This window comes from Streptomyces sp. NPDC079141 (genome assembly GCF_040686775.1).
Classification (GTDB): Bacteria; Actinomycetota; Actinomycetes; order Streptomycetales; family Streptomycetaceae; genus Streptomyces.
Map to the genome: position 1 here is coordinate 293,880 of NZ_JBFBLP010000002.1, position 16,924 is coordinate 310,803.

Annotated in this window: 15 protein-coding genes; all 15 read left to right on the top strand. The window is 72.5% G+C overall.

Annotated features, from left to right (window positions below; all coding sequences use genetic code 11):
- Positions 1–23: 23 nt before the first annotated feature.
- The 15 genes from AB0Q90_RS06440 to AB0Q90_RS06510 all read left to right on the top strand — a co-directional run bounded on the left by AB0Q90_RS06440 (position 24) and on the right by AB0Q90_RS06510 (position 16,924).
- A complete protein-coding gene (locus AB0Q90_RS06440) occupies positions 24–1,253 on the top strand; it encodes a 3-deoxy-7-phosphoheptulonate synthase (RefSeq protein WP_363159529.1) in 1,230 nt (409 codons plus the stop codon).
- Positions 1,250–1,882 carry an isochorismatase family protein gene (locus tag AB0Q90_RS06445; protein WP_365732706.1) on the top strand — a complete coding sequence of 211 codons (633 nt, stop codon included), beginning with the start codon at positions 1,250–1,252 and terminating at the stop codon, positions 1,880–1,882. The genes AB0Q90_RS06440 and AB0Q90_RS06445 overlap by 4 nt, the downstream gene beginning before the upstream one ends.
- A complete protein-coding gene (locus AB0Q90_RS06450) occupies positions 1,879–3,762 on the top strand; it encodes an anthranilate synthase family protein (protein ID WP_363159527.1) in 1,884 nt (627 codons plus the stop codon). Before AB0Q90_RS06445 ends, AB0Q90_RS06450 begins: the two co-directional genes overlap by 4 nt.
- A complete protein-coding gene (locus AB0Q90_RS06455) occupies positions 3,749–4,924 on the top strand; it encodes a PhzF family phenazine biosynthesis isomerase (RefSeq protein WP_363159526.1) in 1,176 nt (391 codons plus the stop codon). Before AB0Q90_RS06450 ends, AB0Q90_RS06455 begins: the two co-directional genes overlap by 14 nt.
- A gap of 10 nt (positions 4,925–4,934) precedes the next feature.
- Positions 4,935–5,570, top strand: coding sequence for a phenazine biosynthesis FMN-dependent oxidase PhzG (gene phzG, locus AB0Q90_RS06460; RefSeq protein WP_363159525.1), 636 nt, complete (start codon positions 4,935–4,937; stop codon positions 5,568–5,570).
- A 58-nt stretch (positions 5,571–5,628) separates the two neighbouring features.
- The gene (locus AB0Q90_RS06465; protein ID WP_363159524.1) at positions 5,629–7,245 is read left to right on the top strand and encodes an NAD(P)/FAD-dependent oxidoreductase; all 1,617 of its coding nucleotides are present in this window, start codon (positions 5,629–5,631) and stop codon (positions 7,243–7,245) included.
- A 96-nt stretch (positions 7,246–7,341) separates the two neighbouring features.
- Positions 7,342–7,671 carry an antibiotic biosynthesis monooxygenase family protein gene (locus AB0Q90_RS06470; RefSeq protein WP_363159523.1) on the top strand — a complete coding sequence of 110 codons (330 nt, stop codon included), beginning with the start codon at positions 7,342–7,344 and terminating at the stop codon, positions 7,669–7,671.
- Positions 7,672–7,711: 40 nt separating this feature from the next.
- Positions 7,712–8,902 carry a flavin-dependent oxidoreductase gene (locus tag AB0Q90_RS06475; protein ID WP_363159522.1) on the top strand — a complete coding sequence of 397 codons (1,191 nt, stop codon included), beginning with the start codon at positions 7,712–7,714 and terminating at the stop codon, positions 8,900–8,902.
- A 43-nt stretch (positions 8,903–8,945) separates the two neighbouring features.
- On the top strand, positions 8,946–9,947 hold the full coding sequence (locus AB0Q90_RS06480) for a UbiA family prenyltransferase (protein ID WP_363159521.1): 1,002 nt from the start codon (positions 8,946–8,948) through the stop codon (positions 9,945–9,947).
- A gap of 4 nt (positions 9,948–9,951) precedes the next feature.
- Positions 9,952–11,190, top strand: coding sequence for a polyprenyl synthetase family protein (locus tag AB0Q90_RS06485; RefSeq protein ID WP_363159520.1), 1,239 nt, complete (start codon positions 9,952–9,954; stop codon positions 11,188–11,190).
- Between the two features lie 160 nt (positions 11,191–11,350).
- Entirely contained in the window at positions 11,351–12,277 is a 927-nt protein-coding gene (gene mvk / locus AB0Q90_RS06490) for a mevalonate kinase (RefSeq protein WP_363159519.1), read from the top strand.
- Entirely contained in the window at positions 12,267–13,283 is a 1,017-nt protein-coding gene (gene mvaD, locus AB0Q90_RS06495) for a diphosphomevalonate decarboxylase (protein WP_363159518.1), read from the top strand. Before mvk ends, mvaD begins: the two co-directional genes overlap by 11 nt.
- Positions 13,284–13,624: 341 nt before the next feature.
- Positions 13,625–14,785: a phosphomevalonate kinase gene (locus AB0Q90_RS06500; RefSeq protein WP_363159517.1), complete on the top strand. Its 1,161-nt coding sequence runs from the start codon at positions 13,625–13,627 to the stop codon at positions 14,783–14,785.
- On the top strand, positions 14,775–15,866 hold the full coding sequence (fni, locus tag AB0Q90_RS06505) for a type 2 isopentenyl-diphosphate Delta-isomerase (protein ID WP_363159516.1): 1,092 nt from the start codon (positions 14,775–14,777) through the stop codon (positions 15,864–15,866). Before AB0Q90_RS06500 ends, fni begins: the two co-directional genes overlap by 11 nt.
- Complete coding sequence (locus AB0Q90_RS06510) at positions 15,863–16,924, top strand: hydroxymethylglutaryl-CoA reductase (RefSeq protein WP_363159515.1); 1,062 nt, start codon at positions 15,863–15,865, stop codon at positions 16,922–16,924. The genes fni and AB0Q90_RS06510 overlap by 4 nt, the downstream gene beginning before the upstream one ends.

Sequence of the window (16,924 nt, forward strand, 5' to 3'; positions counted from 1 at the left end):
GACCCACGGGGGTGGGTTCGAACGTGACATATCGACGTGCTTCCACGCAGCGGCTCCCCGCTGCCCAGCAACCCGATTGGCAGGCTCCGCACCAGGTCGCCCAGGTACGCAACGTCCTGGCGGCCACCGATTCCCTCGTCGGCCCGGAACAGATCCGCGCGCTGCGCGCCTCGCTCGCGGCGGCCGCCCGCGGCGAGGCGCTCGTTCTCCAGGCCGGCGACTGCGCCGAACACCCCGACGAATGCCGCAAGACCCACATCGAGGCGAAGTCCGCCCTGGCGCACCGGCTCGCCGACCTGATGGGCGCCCGGGCCGGCCTCCCGGTGGTCCGCGTCGGCCGGATCGCCGGGCAGTTCGCCAAACCCCGTTCGGTGCCCGTCGAGGAAATCGACGGCGTCGGTCACCTCCCGGTCTACCGCGGCCACATGGTCAACCTCCCCGACCCCGACCCGCACAGCAGACGGCCCGATCCGCTGCGGCTGCTGATGTGCTTCATGACGGCCCGTGAGGTGATGCAGCACCTGGGCTGGCGGGCCGACGGCGACTGGGCCGAGCGGGACGCCGACACCCTGCTGTGGACCAGTCACGAGGCCCTGCTGCTGGACTACGAGCGGCCGCAGCTGCGCGCGGTCGACGGCGAGGGAATGCTGCTCGGTTCGACCCACTGGCCGTGGATCGGCGAACGCACCCGGCAGCTCGACGGAGCCCATGTCGAGCTGCTCTCCGCGGTCGTCAACCCGGTCGCCTGCAAGGTCGGACCGGGCATGACCCCCGCCGAACTGCTGGGCCTGTGCGAGCGTCTGGACCCGCTCCGGGAGCCCGGCAGGCTGACGCTGATCGTGCGGATGGGGCCGGCCGCCGTCGCCGACCGGCTGCCGGCCCTGGCCCGCGCGGTCCGCGACGCCGGCCATCCGGTGCTGTGGCTCTGTGATCCGCTGCACGCCAACACCATCAAGCGGCGGGACGGGACCAAGACCCGGCATGTGGCGACCGCCGTCGACGAGGTGTGCCGGTTCGTGGCGGCCCTGGCGCGGGCGGGCGTACGGGGACACGGGCTCCATCTGGAGGCCAGCCCCTACGCCGTCCGGGAATGTGTCGGCGGCCCGCCGGACGCGAGCGCGGCGGTCCAGGGCACACCCACCCTGTGTGATCCGAGGCTCGATCCGGGCCAGGCCGCGCAGGTCGTCGCGGCCTGGTCGGGCGTCGGCGATCCGCAGGGCGAGTCCGTTCTCACGACAGGGGGACTGTCATGAGCATGACCTTAAGAACCTTCAGGGTCGATCCGTACGACCTTCCCGGCCGGTACGACATGCCGGCCAACCTCGTCGACTGGCGCGTCGAGCCCCAACGGGCCGTGCTCCTCGTCCACGACATGCAGAACTACTTCCTCGGCGCCTTCGAGCCCGCTATGCGGGCCCGGCTTGTCGACACCGCCGCCGCCCTGCGCAAACGCTGCGCGGACCGCGGCCTGCCCGTCGCCTACACGGCCCAGCCCGGCCGGATGACGCCTCAGGAGCGCGGCCTGCTCCGGGACTTCTGGGGACCGGGCATGACCAGCACCGAGGCGGACCGCGCGATCACCGCCGAGCTCGCCCCGGCCCCCGACGACTGGACCTTCGTCAAATGGCGCTACAGCGCCTTCTTCCGCACCGGCCTGCTGGAGCGGATGCGCGCCGCCGGCCGCGACCAGCTAGTGGTGTGCGGGGTCTACGGCCATGTCGGCATCCTCACCACCGCGCTGGAGGCCTACAGCAACGACGTACAGGTCTTCCTGGCCGGCGACGCCATCGGCGACTTCTCCGCGGCCAAGCACCGGATGACCCTGGAGTACACGGCAAGCTGCTGCGCCCGGGTCGCCACGGCCGAGGAACTCGTGCCGTGACCGCGGACCTGCTCGACGCCGTACTGGACGGCACCGCCGGCGACTACGCGCTGATCTGCCGGGCGGGCGAGCACGGGCGCAGTGTGCACGTCGTCACCGGGACGACCGCGCACCCCGCATCGCTCGACGCGCTCGGCCTCGCCGGGCCCCCGGACCCCGGCCGGGCCCGCAACGAACTGCTCATCGTGGTGCCCTACCGCCAGCTCGCCGAGCGCGGTCACCCCGCCCCCGACGACGGCACCCCGCTGATCGCGATGAGCGTGACCGGCGAGGAGGAACACCCCCTCGCCGCCGTGCTGGCCCGGCTGCCGCGCCGCCGGGTGCAGCTGACCGGCGGGCACTTCGACGTCGACGACGCCGCCTACGCCCGTACCGTCGGTGCGGTCCTCGCCGACGAGATCGGCACCGGCCAGGGTGCCAACTTCGTCATCAAGCGCACCTACCTCGCCGAACTCACCGACCACGGCCCCGACGTCGTGCTGTCGGCCTTCCGGGAACTGCTCGCCGCCGAGCGCGGGGCGTACTGGACCTTCCTGGTGCGCACCGCGGGCGTGACCCTGGTCGGCGCCTCGCCGGAACGCCACGTCGGGCTGGCCGGCGAGGTCGTCATGATGAACCCGATCAGCGGCACCTACCGCTACCCCGACGGCGGTCCTACGCTCGACGGCGTGACCGGCTTCCTCGCCGACCGCAAGGAGGCGGAGGAGCTGTACATGGTCGTCGACGAGGAACTGAAGATGATGTGCCGCCTCTGCGTGCCGGGAACCGTGCAGGTGACCGGCCCGCACCTGAAGGAGATGGCACGGGTCGCGCACACCGAGTACCACATCCGGGGGCGGACCGACCGCAGCGTTCCCGAGGTGCTGCGCGAGACCATGTTCGCGCCCACGGTGACCGGCAGCCCCGTCGAGAGCGCGGCGCGGGTGATCCAGCGCTACGAGCCCGGCGGCCGCGGTTACTACAGCGGCATCATCGGCCTGGTCGGCAGCGACGGGGACGGCCGCCGCACACTGGACTCCGCCATCCTCATCCGCACCGCCGCCATCGACCCCGGCGGACGCCTGTCCCTGTCGGTCGGATCCACCCTCGTACGGCACTCCGACCGGATGGGCGAGGTGGCCGAGACCCGGGCGAAGGCCTCGGCGCTGCTGGCCGCCTTCGGCGAGGCCGGACAGGGCCGGAGTTTCGCCGGCCACCCGGAGGTGCTCTCCCGCCTCAGCCGCCGCAACGACGGCATCGCCGCCTTCTGGACCACCGGTGACGCCGTCCGCTACGCCCGCTCCAAACGGCTGGACGGGCACAAGGCGCTGGTCGTCGACGCCGAGGACACCTTCACCTCGATGCTCGAACACCAGCTGCGGGCGCTCGGACTCGCGGTCACCGTACGGCGCTTCGACGAACCGCACGAGACACGCGACCACGACCTGGTCGTCGTGGGTCCCGGACCCGGCGACCCCTGCGCCCTGGACGATCCGAAGATCGCCGCCCTGGACCGGATCATCGGCGGCCTGATGGCCGAGCGGCGCCCGGTGCTCGCCGTCTGCCTGAGCCACCAGGTGCTGTGCCGGCGGCTCGGTCTGCCGGTGGTGCGGCGCGCCCGCCCCAACCAGGGCGTCCAGCGGCACATCGGCCTGTTCGGCGCGTCCGAACGCGTCGGCTTCTACAACACCTTCGAGGCCCGGGCCGGCGCCGACCATCAGGACGGCGGCCCCGCCGGGCCCGTGGAGATCAGCCGTGACCCGGACGACGGCGCGGTGCACGCGCTGCGCGGACACCGGTTCGCCTCGCTTCAGTTCCACCCCGAGTCACTGCTCACCGTCGACGGACCACGAATCCTGACCGACCTGACCGAATGGGTGCTGGCGCATGACAGAGACTGAGCCGGAGACGTCCATGAACCTGGAGATCGCCTGGTGGGACCTCGACGGCCGCCCGGTGACGGTGGACGGTCTCCAGCGGCATCTGGGCGAGGACGGAGTCGTCGGCAGCTGGCAGGAGGTCGCCGGCCTGCACGAGAAGTACTGGATCGCCGACCGGGCCGGCAACCGCTGGGGCGCGGTGATGGTGTGGGACGGCGAGCGTCCCGACGTACTGCCGGAGAACAGGGCGGCCGGGCTGATCGGCGGCCCCGTGACGCACCGCGAACGGTTCGAGGTGCAGGCCGCCGTCCGGGGCGCCGGCCGGGAGCGGGCCGCCGGGCACCGGTATGTCGTCGTGGACGCCTTCGCGGACGAACCCCTGCGGGGCAACCCGGTCGCCGTCTTCTTCGACGCGGCTGATCTGACGGAGAGTCAGATGCAGCGTATCGCCCGGGAGATGAACCTCTCCGAGGTGACCTTTCTGCTGCCGCCCACCACCGCGGAGGCCGACCTGCGGGTCCGGATCTTCACCCCGGTCAACGAACTGCCCTTCGCCGGGCATCCGTTGCTCGGAACGGCGGTCGCGGTGGCCCTGGACGCCCGCACCGACCGGCTGCGCTTCGAGACCGCGATGGGCGTCGTGCCGTTCGACGTCGCCCGCAGCCCCGGCCGGACCGTGGCCCACGCGGCCATGGAGCAGCCGATCCCCGAGTGGCGCCCCTACGAGCACGCCGACGCCCTGCTCGCGGCCCTCGGCCTCGACTCCGCCACCCAGCCCGTCGAGATCTACCGCAACGGCCCCCGGCATGTGTTCGTCGGCCTGCCCGACGTCACGGCGCTGGCCGCGCTGCACCCCGACCACCGGGCGCTGGCCGCCTTCCCCGACATGGCCGCCAACTGCTATGCCCCGCACGGCGAGGCCTGGCAGATGCGGATGTTCTCGCCCGCCTACGGCGTCGTCGAGGACGCGGCCACCGGCTCGGCGGCCGGACCGCTGGCCGTCCACCTCGCCCGGCACGGACTCGCCGAGTACGGCAAGACCGTCGAGATCCACCAGGGTGTCCAACTCGGCCGCCACTCGGTGATGTTCGCCGAGGCCACCACCGACGCCGCCGGCGCCATCGCCCGTATCCGGGTCAGCGGTTACGGCGCGGTCGCCGCCGAGGGCACCATCCACGTCTGACGAGGGACACGTGAGCAGCAAACTGGAGAGCCTCACCGGAGCCGTCGACCTCGACTTCCCCGAATACGACAACCCGCCGCCGGAACCGATGCCGCTGGTCCTGAACTGGCTGGCGACGGCCGTCGAACGCGGCGTGCGCGAGCCGTACGCCCTGGCCCTGGCCACCGCCGACGGCAGCGGCCGCCCCTCCACCCGGATCGTCCTCGTCACGGACGTGTCCGCCGAGGGACTGCTGTTCACCACGCACAGCACCAGCCGCAAGGGCCGCGAGATCGCCGAGACCGGATGGGCGTCGGGCCTTCTGTACTGGCGGGAGACGGGGCAGCAGTTGTCCCTGTCGGGTCCCGCCGTACGACTGGACGACGCGGAGAACGACCGGCTCTGGCACGGCCGCGACCCCGGTCTGCACCCGATGACCACCGCCTCCCGGCAGAGCGACCCGCTCGACGACCCGCGGCGCCTGCTGGACGAGGCCCACCGGCACGAGGGCACCGGCACCGCGCTGCCGAGGCCGGACCGCTTCGCCGGCTACCGGCTGCGCCCGCACTCCGTCGAGTTCTGGTCCGCCGCGGAAACCCGCCTGCACCGGCGGCTGCGCTACGAGATCACGACCACGGGGTGGCGAGTCCAGCGACTCCAGCCCTGACCACCGACTCCAGCCCGACCGTCGGCCCCGTCATGTCCGCATCCACCGAAAGGCCGTCATGACCGATCAACCGACCCACCTCGACTCGATCGTCATCGGTGCCGGGATCGCCGGCATCTACATGCTGCACAAGCTGCGCGACGAAGCCGGCCTCACCGTACGGGCCTTCGACAAGGCCGGCGGCATCGGCGGCACCTGGTACTGGAACCGCTACCCCGGCGCCGCGGCGGACGTCGACAGCGTCGTCTACCGCTACTCCTTCGACAAGGAGATGCTCAAGGAGTGGCAGTGGAAGACCCGCTACGCCACCCAGCCGGAGATCCTCGCCTACCTGGAGGCGGTCGTCGACCGGCACGATCTGCGCCGGGACATCCAGCTGAACACGGCGATCGAGTCGCTCGCCTACGACGAGACCAGCGGCCTGTGGACCGCGCGGACCGACGGCGGCGCGGAGTTCACCGCCCGGTACGTGGTCAGCGCGCTCGGCCCGCTGTCGAGCGCCAACCACCCCGACATCGAAGGGCTGGACAGCTTCGCCGGGCCGGTCGTGCACACCGGGTCCTGGCCCGCGGACCTGGACATCACCGGCAAGCGCGTGGGCGTGATCGGCACCGGCTCCACCGGCACCCAGTTCATCTGCGCCGCCGCCCGGACCGCCGCCCACCTCACCGTGTTCCAGCGCTCCGCGCAGTACGTCGTCCCCTCCGGCGACGGCCCGCTCGGCGACGACTATCTCGCCGACGTCCGGGAGAACTACGACAAGATCTGGGAGCAGGTCTTCACCTCACGCGTCGGCTGCGGCTTCGAGGAGAGCCAGACACCCGCGATGAGCGTCACCGCGGCCGAGCGGGAGCGGGTCTACGAGGAGGCTTGGGCGGCCGGCAACGGCTTCCGCTTCATGTTCGGCACCTTCGCCGACCTCGCCTTCGACCCGGCCGCCAACGAGTCGGCGGCCACGTTCATCCGGTCGAAGATCCGGCAGATCGTGCACGACCCGGAGACCGCCCGCAAGCTCTCCCCGACGGACTTCTACGCCAAGCGTCCGATCTGCAACACCGGTTACTACGAAACGTACAACCGCGACAACGTGACGCTGGTGGCCACGAAGGAGAACCCGATCGCGCGGATCACCCCCACCGGCGTGATCACCGAGGACGGCACCGCACACGAACTGGACGTCCTCGTGTGCGCGACCGGCTTCGACGCCATGGAGGGCAGCTACCACCAGGTGGACATCCGCGGGCGCGGGGGAGTGACGCTGGAGGAGCACTGGGGCGAGGCCCCGAGCAGCTACCTCGGCATCGCCGTCCATGAATTCCCCAACCTGTTCATGGTGTTCGGGCCGGGCAGTGTGTTCTGCAACCTGCCGCCGGGCCTGGAGACACAGATCGAGTGGATCGCCGAGATGGTGGGGACGGCCGAGCGGCGCGGCATCGCCCGGATCGAGGCGACGGCCGCCGCCGAGGAGGAGTGGACCGGCATGTGCCGCCAGATGGCCGAGCACAGCCTGTTCGCACAGACCGAGTCGTGGATCTTCGGCACGAACATACCCGGCCGCAAGCTGCGCACGCTGTTCTACTTCGGCGGCATCGGCGCCTACCGGCAGCGGCTGCGGGAGATCACCGCGGCCGGCTACGAGGGCTTCGGCCTGGACGGCCGGACGTCACTCGCCTAACAATTGGAATATCCGCCGGAACCCAATCCTGCGCGCACTCCGGTGAGTCAACGCATGTATTGCCGGGGCCTTTTGACGGTCGTTAGTTTCGGCAGCATGACTGAATCCGTAATTCGCGCGAGCGACAATCTCGTCACCGTCATCAATGTGTTCGACGTGGAGCCGGCGAAGCAGGAAGAACTCGTCGCCGTGCTCAATGAGGGCCTCGACAAGGTGTTCCGGCACCGCCCCGGTTTCGTGTCGGCGCACATCCTCGCCGCCAAGGACGGCAGCCGGGTCGTGAACTACGCCCAGTGGCGCGGCCCCGACGACGTCCAGGCCTCGCTCGCCGACCCGGCCGCACAGGAGTACATGCAGCGCACGGCCGCACTCGGCAGGCCCGCGGCCGCCGTGTACTCGGTGGTCTCGGTGGCCGTCGCCCCCTGACCCGTACCCCGCTCACCTGCCCAGAAAGGTGACAGCCGCCATGACCAAGGCAGCCCCGTCCGGCATCGTGATCGCCGGCGCCGGCATCGGAGGACTCACGGCCGCACTGGCCCTGCACGCCCGCGGTCTGACCGCCACCGTGCTGGAGAGCGCCCCGGAGATCCGGCCGCTCGGCGTCGGGATCAACATCCAGCCCGTCGCGGTGGCCGAGCTCATCGCGCTCGGCCTCGGCGACGCGCTCGCGGCCACCGGCATCCCGACCCGCGAGCACCGCTACCTCGACCGGCGGGGCGCCACCCTGTGGACCGAGCCCAGGGGAGTGGCGGCCGGTCATCCGGCACCGCAGTACTCCATCCACCGCGGCGAACTGCAACAGCTGCTGCTCGACGCGGTGCGCGAGCGGCTCGGCGCGGACGCCGTCCGCACCGGCGCCGAGGTCCGCGGGTTCGAGCAGACGGACGGCCAAGTGACCGTACGCGTCGGCGACATGACGACGGTCGAGGCCTCCGCCCTGGTCGGCGCGGACGGGCTGAACTCGGCGGTGCGGGCCCAACTGCACCCGGACGAGCCGCCGTTGCGCACCACGTCGGTACGGATGTGGCGCGGCCTCACGGAGCTGCCCGAGTTCATCGACGGGCGGACGATGATCATCGCGGCCGACGACCGCGCCAACCGGATCGTCGCCTACCCCTGCTCGCACCGGCACGCCCAGCGCGGCTCGGTCCTGCTCAACTGGGTGTGCCTGGCCTCCGTGGAGGGCGGCGACGACGGGACCTTCGAGGCCGGCCCCGGCCGGCTGGAGGACCTGCTGCCGCACTTCGCGGACTGGGAGTTCGACTGGCTCGACGTGCGGGCGACGCTCGCGGCGAGCCCGCAGATCCTGCACTACCCGATGGTGGACCGCGACCCGCTGCCCTCCTGGGGCGAACACCGGGTCACCCTGCTCGGCGACGCGGCGCACCCGATGTACCCGATCGGCGCCAACGGCGCCAGCCAGGCGATCCGCGACGGCGTCGCGCTGGCCGCCCAACTGGCCGAGGACGACGACCCGGTGGCCGCGCTGCGCCGCTACGAGGACGACCGCCGCCCGGCCACCACCGCGATCGTGCACGCCAACCGCAGGATGGACCGCTCCGAACGAGCGCTGGCCGGCCGCCTGGACACCGATGTGTCCACCGAACTGCGCACCATCACCCGTGAGTACCGCGCGGCGGTCGAACGACGCCCGTAGCAGGCCGTACGACGCCCAAGCAGCCAGAAAGGGACGGACACCCATGTCCACCACCAGCGCCACCACCCTGGGTGCGAGACTCACCGAGGTCTTCACCGACACCCGTGGCGTACCCCCCGAGCCTGCCCCGCTGGGCACGCGCCTGAAGTACGCCCTCGTCATACGCCGTATCGAGTTCCTGCCGATCCACGTCGTCATCGGCCTCGTACCGACCGTGCTGGGCGCCCACACCTGGGGCGAACTGGCCTCGCTGAACGCGCTCGTGGCCTTCCTGTTCTGTGTCACGCACATGGAACTCGCCGACATGCTCAACGCCCTGGCCGACCGCGAACTCGACGCCACCTACAAGTCCCGGCAGCCGCGCGCCATCTACGGTCTCGGCGTGCGCAAGGTCATCGCGCACATCGCCGTCACCACCACCCTGTACTTCGCCGCGGCCGTCTTCCTCGCCGCCCGCACCGGACACTGGGACCTGGTGCCGATCGCGTTCGCCGGCTGGCTGATGGGCGTGCAGTACTCGCTGCCGCCGCTGCACCTCAAGAGCGCCGGCCTCTGGCAGCTGCCCACCCTGCAGTTCGGGTGCGTGTTCATCCCCGGCCTGTTCGCCCTGCGCTCCTTCGAGCACGGTCTCGAATGGGGCAGCGTGGTGATCGTCGTCGGTCTGTCGCTGACACTGACCGGGTCGTTCGTCACCAACCACGCCGAGGACTACCTGGAGGACCAGCAGTTCGGCATCCGCACCTACGTCCTCGCCCTCGGCATCAACAAGGCGATGCGGGTGCAGTCCACCATGCTGGCCCTCGGCGCGCTCCTCGTTCTCGCCGGGGCCTGGCTGGAGTTCGGCTTCACCTGGGGGCTGATCCTCTACCTCGTCGTCTGGCTGGTGGCCCAGCGGTTCATCTGGACGATCACCCGGGGCACCCGCGGGCCCTTCGAGACGGCCCTCGCCACCGTCCGCGCTCACGCCCTCTCCCTGCCGTACCACGGAGTGGTGCTGGGCTTCACGACCGCGGCGCTGGCCTTCTTCGTCCTGGCGGAGCGCTGAGGCCATGGCCGTCGGGCATACGGAGACGGTCGCGAGCACCGAGCTCTTCGACGCGGCCCTGCGGCGGTTCCTCACCGACCGCCGCGAGGACGCCGACGCGATGGGGGAGGGCGTGGCCCACGCGGTCGCCGAGCTGGCGGACTATGTGCTGAGCGGCGGCAAGCGGGTGCGGCCCGCCTTCGCCTGGCTCGGCTGGCTGGGCGCCGGCGGCGACGAGGCCGGCCCGTCCGCCCCCGCGGTGGCCCGCGCCTGCGCCGCCCTCGAAATGCTGCACGCCTCCGCGCTGATCCACGACGACATCATCGACGCCTCAGAGACCCGCCGCGGCCGGCCCGCCGCGCACATCACGTTCGCCGGCCGGCACCGGGCGCGGGGCTGGTCCGGCAGCCCGGCGGAGTCCGGCACCGGCACCGCGATCCTGGTCGGGGACCTCGCCCTGGCCTGGGCCGACGACCTGGTCCGCGGCTCCGGGCTGCCCGACCGGACCCAGGCCCGCGTCGGCCCGGTGTGGTCGGCGATGCGCACCGAGGTGCTGTGCGGGCAACTGCTCGACCTGACCGCCGAGGCCAAGCAGGCCGGGCGCAGTCGCCGGCGGTTCGGCAGCGCCCTGAAGGGGCGCGGGGCTGTGACATATGCGGCTCCGCCGCGTGGGCGCGACCAGCCACGACGGTGCCGCAGCCGACCGACGGCACAGTGCGGTTCTTCCAGCGGAGCGCTTAGCGGCGCCGAGGACCTGGCGACGGCACTGCGCATCGACCGGTACAAGACGGCCTCGTACACGGTGGAACGGCCGCTGCACTTCGGTGCCGCGATCGCCGGCGCCGACGAACCGCTGGTGTCCGCCTATCGCGCGTTCGGCGCCGACATCGGCATCGCCTTCCAGCTGCGCGACGATCTGCTCGGCGTGTTCGGCGACCCCGAGGTGACCGGCAAGCCCTCCGGCGACGACCTGCGCGAGGGCAAGCGGACCGTGCTGCTCGCGCAGGCACTGCGGCAGGCCGACCGGCGCGACCCGGCCGGGGCGGCGCTGCTGCGCGCGAAGGTCGGCACGCCCTTCGGCGACGACGAACTCGACACGATCCGGGCCCTTCTCGTCGACGTGGGCGCGGTGCACCTCGTCGAGGAGGACATCGCCCGCCGCACCGAACGGGCGCTCACCGCCCTGCGGTCGAGCGGTGCGGCCGGACACGCCCTGGACCGGCTGGCCGACATGGCACTGCGCGCGACCCAGCGAGCGCGGTGACACCGCATTACCCCGGCCGCCGACATTGTTTGCAGTCCCGTCGATTCAACGCCGTAGAAAACAGAGGGGGTTGAGCGCGTTGACTTTGCCGACTTCGGCACAGGGCACGCCGAGCAATTCGAAAAGCCGCCGACTCGGCATCGGATGCGCCCACGGAAAGGTGATTCTGCTCGGGGAGCACGCGGTCGTCTACGGCGCCCCGGCGCTCGCGCTTCCCGTACCGGAACTGACGGTCACGGCGAGCGCCGCCCTGTCCCCGCACCCCTCCGCCGAGCCGGGCGACGTCACCTTCACCGTGGCAGGGGAGTCCGGGCCGGTCGCGATGGAGGCGTCGGACGGACTGCGGCGCCTGGTGGCCGAGTTCAAGGAGACGACCGGCGTCAGCGGCGGCCCGCATGTCGACGTGCTCGTCGACTGCGGCATCCCGGCGGGCCGGGGGCTCGGCTCCAGCGCGGCCTGCGCCCGGGCCGTCGTCCTGGCACTGGCCGATCTGTACGGCGTCACGCTCGACCCCGGCAGCATCTTCGACCTGGTCCAGGTCGCGGAGAACGTGGCCCACGGCCGGGCCAGCGGCATCGACACACTCGTCACCGGCTCGCCGTTCCCCGTGCTGCTGTCCGGCGGCTTCGCCCGGGAGCCGCGGATCGGCTTCGACGGCGCCGTCGTCGTCGCGGACTGCGGAGTCGCGGGCCGGACGAAGGACGCCGTCGAACTGCTGCGCCGCCGCTTCGCACGCGAACCGCACACCCGGGCGGACTTCGTGCGCCGGGCCACGGAGCTGACGCGGGCGGCCGTGCGCGACCTCGCCGCCGGACGGGACGCCGACTTCGGCGCCCGGCTGACCGACTGTCACGCACTGCTGGCCGGGGTGGGCGTGAGCACGGACCGGATCGACACCCTGGTCGAGGCGGCCCACGCGGCGGGCGCCCTCGGCGCCAAGATCAGCGGCGGCGGACTGGGCGGCTGCATGATCGCCCTGGCCGGTGACGCGGAGCGGGCGCGGCAGACCGCGAGCCGGCTGAGCGCCGCCGGTGCGGTGCGGACCTGGATCGTCCCCGTGGAGAGGTTCACCGGTCATGCCCGTTGACGACCTGGTCCTGGCCGGCGGCGCGACCGCCGTCGCCCATCCGAACATCGCGCTGGTCAAGTACTGGGGCAAGCGCGACGAGCGGCTGGTCCTGCCGTACACCGACAGCCTGTCGATGACGCTGGACGTCTTCGCGACGACCACCTCGGTCCGGCTCGCGCCGGACGCGCCCGCGGACGAGGTGACCCTCGACGGCAGGCCCGCGCAGGCGGAGGCGCGGCGCCGCGTCACCGCGTTCCTCGACCTCGTGCGGGAGCGGGCGGGACGCGCCGAGCGGGCCGTGGTGGACAGCCGCAACACCGTGCCGACCGGCGCCGGACTCGCCTCCTCGGCCAGCGGGTTCGCCGCCCTGGCGGTGGCCGCGGCCGCCGCCTACGGACTGCGCTACGACACCCGGGACCTGTCCCGGCTGGCCCGGCGCGGTTCCGGCTCCGCCGCACGATCGCTCCACGGCGGGTTCGCCGTCTGGTACGCGGGCGCGGCCGACGCCCCGGACCCGGATCTCGCCTCGTACGCCGAACCGGTGCCCGTCGCCGGCCTCGACCCGGCCCTGGTGATCGCTCTGCTGCACACCGGACCCAAGCCCGTCTCCAGCCGGGACGCCATGCGCCGCACGGTGCGGACCTCGCCCCTGTACCAGGGCTGGGCCGACTCCAGCAGGGCCGACCTCGCCGAGATGCGCCGGGCCCTGCTGCGCGCGGACCTGGACGCGGTCGGGGAGATCGCCGAACGCAATGCCCTCGGCATGCACGCGACGATGCTCGCGGCGCGCCCGGCGGTGCGCTATCTGACCCCGGCCACGCTCACCGTGCTCGACGCGGTGCAACAGCTCCGGCAGGACGGCGTTGCGGCCTACGCGACACTGGACGCCGGCCCCAACACCAAGGTGCTGTGCCGGAGTTCGGACGCGGACCGGGTGGCCGCCGCGGTCCGCGCCGCCGCCTCCTGCCCGGTCGTCGTCGCCCGGTGCGGCCCCGGGGCCCGACTGCACAGCGAGGTCCGGTGACGGCGACCGGCGCGGCGGTCACCCGGCACGCCCCGGGCAAGCTGTTCGCCGCGGGCGAGTACGCGGTCGTGGAGCCGGGCCACCCCGCCATCCTGGCCGCGGTCGACCGCCAGGTCTCCGTCACCGTGACCGCCCTCGGCGGCTCCGACTCGGTGTCTGGCGCTGGTGGCTCTGGCTCGGTGTCTGGCTCTGGTGGCTCTGGCTCGGTGTCTGGCGCTGGTGGCTCTGGCTCGGTGTCTGGCTCTGGTGGCTCTGGCTCGGTGTCTGGCGCTGGTGGCTCTGGCTCGGTGTCTGGCCTCGGTGGCTCTGGCTCGGTGTCTGGCGCTGGTGGCTCTGGCACGGTGTCCGGCTCCGGCGGCTCCGGCTCGGTGTCTGGCCTGGGCGGCTCCGGCACGGTGTCTGGCGCCGGCGGCTCCTGCACGGTGTCCGGCCTGGGCGGCCCCGGCACGGTGTCCGGCCTGGGCGGCTCCGGCACGATGCCCGGCCCCGGCGGCCCCGTCACCGTGCCCGGTGCCGGCGGCTCCGACATCGTCATCGCCTCCGACACCCTGCCCGCCCCGGTCCGGCTGCTGCGGCGCGGTGGCCTGCTCGTCGGCCGTACCCCGGACGACGACCGGCGGGCCCGCGCGGGCCTGGCCCATGTGGTGTCGGCGATCGAGGTCGTGGACCGGCTGCGCACCGAACGCGGGCTGCCCGCACCCGCCCTGCACCTGAGCGTCAGCAGCCGACTGCACGACAACGGCACCAAGTTCGGCCTCGGCTCCAGCGGCGCGGTCACGGTCGCGACCGTCCAGGCCGTGGCGGACTGGTGCGGCCTGGAGCTGTCACCGGAGGCCAGGTTCCGGCTCGCCCTGCTCGCCACCGCGCGCATCGACCCCGGCCCCTCCGGCGGCGACCTCGCCGCCAGCACCTGGGGCGGCTGGATCGCCTACCGGGCGCCCGACCGGGCCGCCGTCCTCGAAGCGGCCCGCCGCCGGGGCATCGAACAGGCCCTGCGCACCCCCTGGCCCGACTTCGAGCTGCGCCGGCTGCCCCCGCCGCCCGGGCTCACCCTGGTCGTCGGCTGGACCGGCCGCCCCGCCTCGACCGCCGCGCTGGTGGCGGACCTGGGCGCCCGGCAGTGGCGGGGCACCGAGTCCCACCGGCGGTTCCTGGCCCGCAGCGAAACCTGCGTACAGGGCGCGATCCGGGCGTTCGAGCGGGGAGAGCGCGCGGCACTGCTCGACCGGATCCGCACCGCCCGCCGGATCATGGCCCGGCTCGACGAGGACACCGGCCTCGGCATCTTCACCCCGGGCCTGCGGGCCCTGTGCGACACCGCCGAGGCCGTCGGCGGCGCGGCCAAGCCCTCGGGCGCCGGAGGCGGGGACTGCGGCATCGCCCTGCTGCCGGCCGAGGCGCACCAGGAACTCGCCCGGCTGCGGGCCGGCTGGCGAGGCGCCGGGATCGTGCCGCTGCCCATCCGTACCGCCGACCGAAAGGACGCGCGTGATGATCGCTGACCGCAAGGACGCCCATGTCCGGCTAGCCGTCGAACAGCAGCGCGGGACCGGGGAACGCAACCAGTTCGACGAGGTGACCTTCGTCCACCACGCACTGGCCGGAATCGACCGGTCGGAGGTGTCCCTGCGCACCCGCTTCGCCGGCATCGACTGGCCGGTCCCCCTGTACATCAACGCCATGACCGGCGGCAGCGAGAAGACCGGCCGCATCAACCGGGACCTGTCCGTCGCCGCCCGCGAGACCGGACTGCCGATCGCCACCGGGTCGATGAGCGCCTACTTCAAGAACCCGTCCTCCGCAGGGACGTTCGGCGTGATGCGCGAGGAGAACCCCGACGGGTTCATCATGGCGAACATCAACGCCACCGCCACGGTCGAACAGGCCCGCCGGGCGGTCGATCTGCTGCGCGCGGACGCCCTGCAGATCCACCTCAACACCGTCCAGGAGACGGTCATGCCGGAGGGCGACCGCTCCTTCGGCTCCTGGGGAGCGCGCATCGAGGAGATCGCGGCCGCGGTGGACATCCCGGTGATCGTCAAGGAGGTCGGCTTCGGGCTGAGCCGCGAGACGGTGGCGACGCTGCAGAAGCTCGGCGTGGCCGTGGCCGACGTCGGCGGTCGCGGCGGCACCAACTTCGCCCGGATCGAGAACGGCCGGCGCGACCTCGCCGACTACGCCTACCTCGACGGCTGGGGACAGAGCACCCCCGCCTGCCTGCTGGACGCACAGGACGCGGGCATCCCGCTGCTGGCCTCCGGCGGGGTGCGCCACCCCCTCGACGTCGCCCGCTCGCTGGCCCTCGGCGCCCGCGCCGCCGGCGCCTCCGGGGGATTCCTGAAGACCCTGCTGGACGGCGGGGTGCCCGCGCTGGTCGGCCTGATCACCACCTGGCTCGACCAGCTGGCGGCGCTCATGACCGCGCTCGGCGCCCGCACCCCCGCGGACCTGGCCCGGTGCGACGTACTGATCCACGGCGACCTGCGGGCCTTCTGCGCCGACCGCGGCATCGACACACACCGGACGGCCACCCGGTCCGGCTCCCTCGGCCCCAGCCCCGACATGACGGGAAGCACACGATGAACGACACGCACCAGACCGCCGGTGTCCCGATGAGATGGGTGGGACCCCTGCGGATCTCGGGGAACGTAGCGACCACCGAGACCGAAGTCCCGCTGGCCACCTACGAGTCGCCGCTGTGGCCCTCTGTGCAGCGCGGCGCACGGATCTCCCGCCTGGCCGAACAGGGCATCGTGGCCACCCTGGTCGACGACCGGATGACCCGCTCGGTGCTCGTCGAGGCGCGCGACGCGCCCACCGCGTACACCGCCGCCCGGCTGCTCGACGCCCGCCTGGACGAACTGCGCGAGGTGGTGCGCGGGTGCAGCAGATACGCCGAACTGATCGGCCTGCGGCACGAGATCACCGGCCGGCTGCTGTTCATCCGCTTCGAGTTCACCACCGGCGACGCCTCCGGCCACAACATGGCCACCCTCGCGGCCGACACCCTGCTGACCCACATCCTGGCGACCGTTCCCGGCATCGCCTACGGGTCGATATCCGGCAACTACTGCACCGACAAGAAGGCCACCGCGATCAACGGCATCCTCGGCCGCGGCAAGAACGTCGTCACCGAACTGTTCGTACCGCGCGAGGTGGTGGAGAGCCGGCTGCACACGACGGCCGCGCGGATCGTCGAACTGAACGTCCGCAAGAACCTCATCGGCACCCTTCTCGCCGGCGGCATCCGCTCCGCCAACGCCCACTACGCCAACATGCTGCTCGCCTTCTACCTGGCGACCGGCCAGGACGCGGCCAACATCGTCGAGGGCTCGCAGGGCGTGACCGTCGCCGAGGACCGCGACGGCGACCTGTACTTCTCCTGCACCCTGCCGAACCTGATCGTCGGCACGGTGGGCAACGGCAAGGAACTCGACTTCGTCGAGGCGAACCTCACCCGGCTGGGCTGCCGGGCCGAGCGCGCCCCCGGTGACAACGCCCGCCGCCTTGCCGTCATCGCCGCCGCGACGGTGCTCTGCGGCGAGCTGTCGCTTCTTGCCGCCCAGACCAACCCGGGCGAACTGATGCGCGCCCACGTCCACTTGGAACGCAAGAACGACACGACCCGGATCGGGGTGTAG

Coding starts and splice junctions, on each gene's coding strand:
- AB0Q90_RS06470 (WP_363159523.1), top strand. CDS start 7,342: ATGACTGAATCCGTAATTCGCGCGAGCGACAATCTCGTCACCGTCATC.
- AB0Q90_RS06485 (WP_363159520.1), top strand. CDS start 9,952: ATGGCCGTCGGGCATACGGAGACGGTCGCGAGCACCGAGCTCTTCGAC.
- mvaD (WP_363159518.1), top strand. CDS start 12,267: ATGCCCGTTGACGACCTGGTCCTGGCCGGCGGCGCGACCGCCGTCGCC.
- AB0Q90_RS06475 (WP_363159522.1), top strand. CDS start 7,712: ATGACCAAGGCAGCCCCGTCCGGCATCGTGATCGCCGGCGCCGGCATC.
- AB0Q90_RS06445 (WP_365732706.1), top strand. CDS start 1,250: ATGAGCATGACCTTAAGAACCTTCAGGGTCGATCCGTACGACCTTCCC.
- fni (WP_363159516.1), top strand. CDS start 14,775: ATGATCGCTGACCGCAAGGACGCCCATGTCCGGCTAGCCGTCGAACAG.
- AB0Q90_RS06455 (WP_363159526.1), top strand. CDS start 3,749: ATGACAGAGACTGAGCCGGAGACGTCCATGAACCTGGAGATCGCCTGG.
- AB0Q90_RS06510 (WP_363159515.1), top strand. CDS start 15,863: ATGAACGACACGCACCAGACCGCCGGTGTCCCGATGAGATGGGTGGGA.
- AB0Q90_RS06465 (WP_363159524.1), top strand. CDS start 5,629: ATGACCGATCAACCGACCCACCTCGACTCGATCGTCATCGGTGCCGGG.
- AB0Q90_RS06480 (WP_363159521.1), top strand. CDS start 8,946: ATGTCCACCACCAGCGCCACCACCCTGGGTGCGAGACTCACCGAGGTC.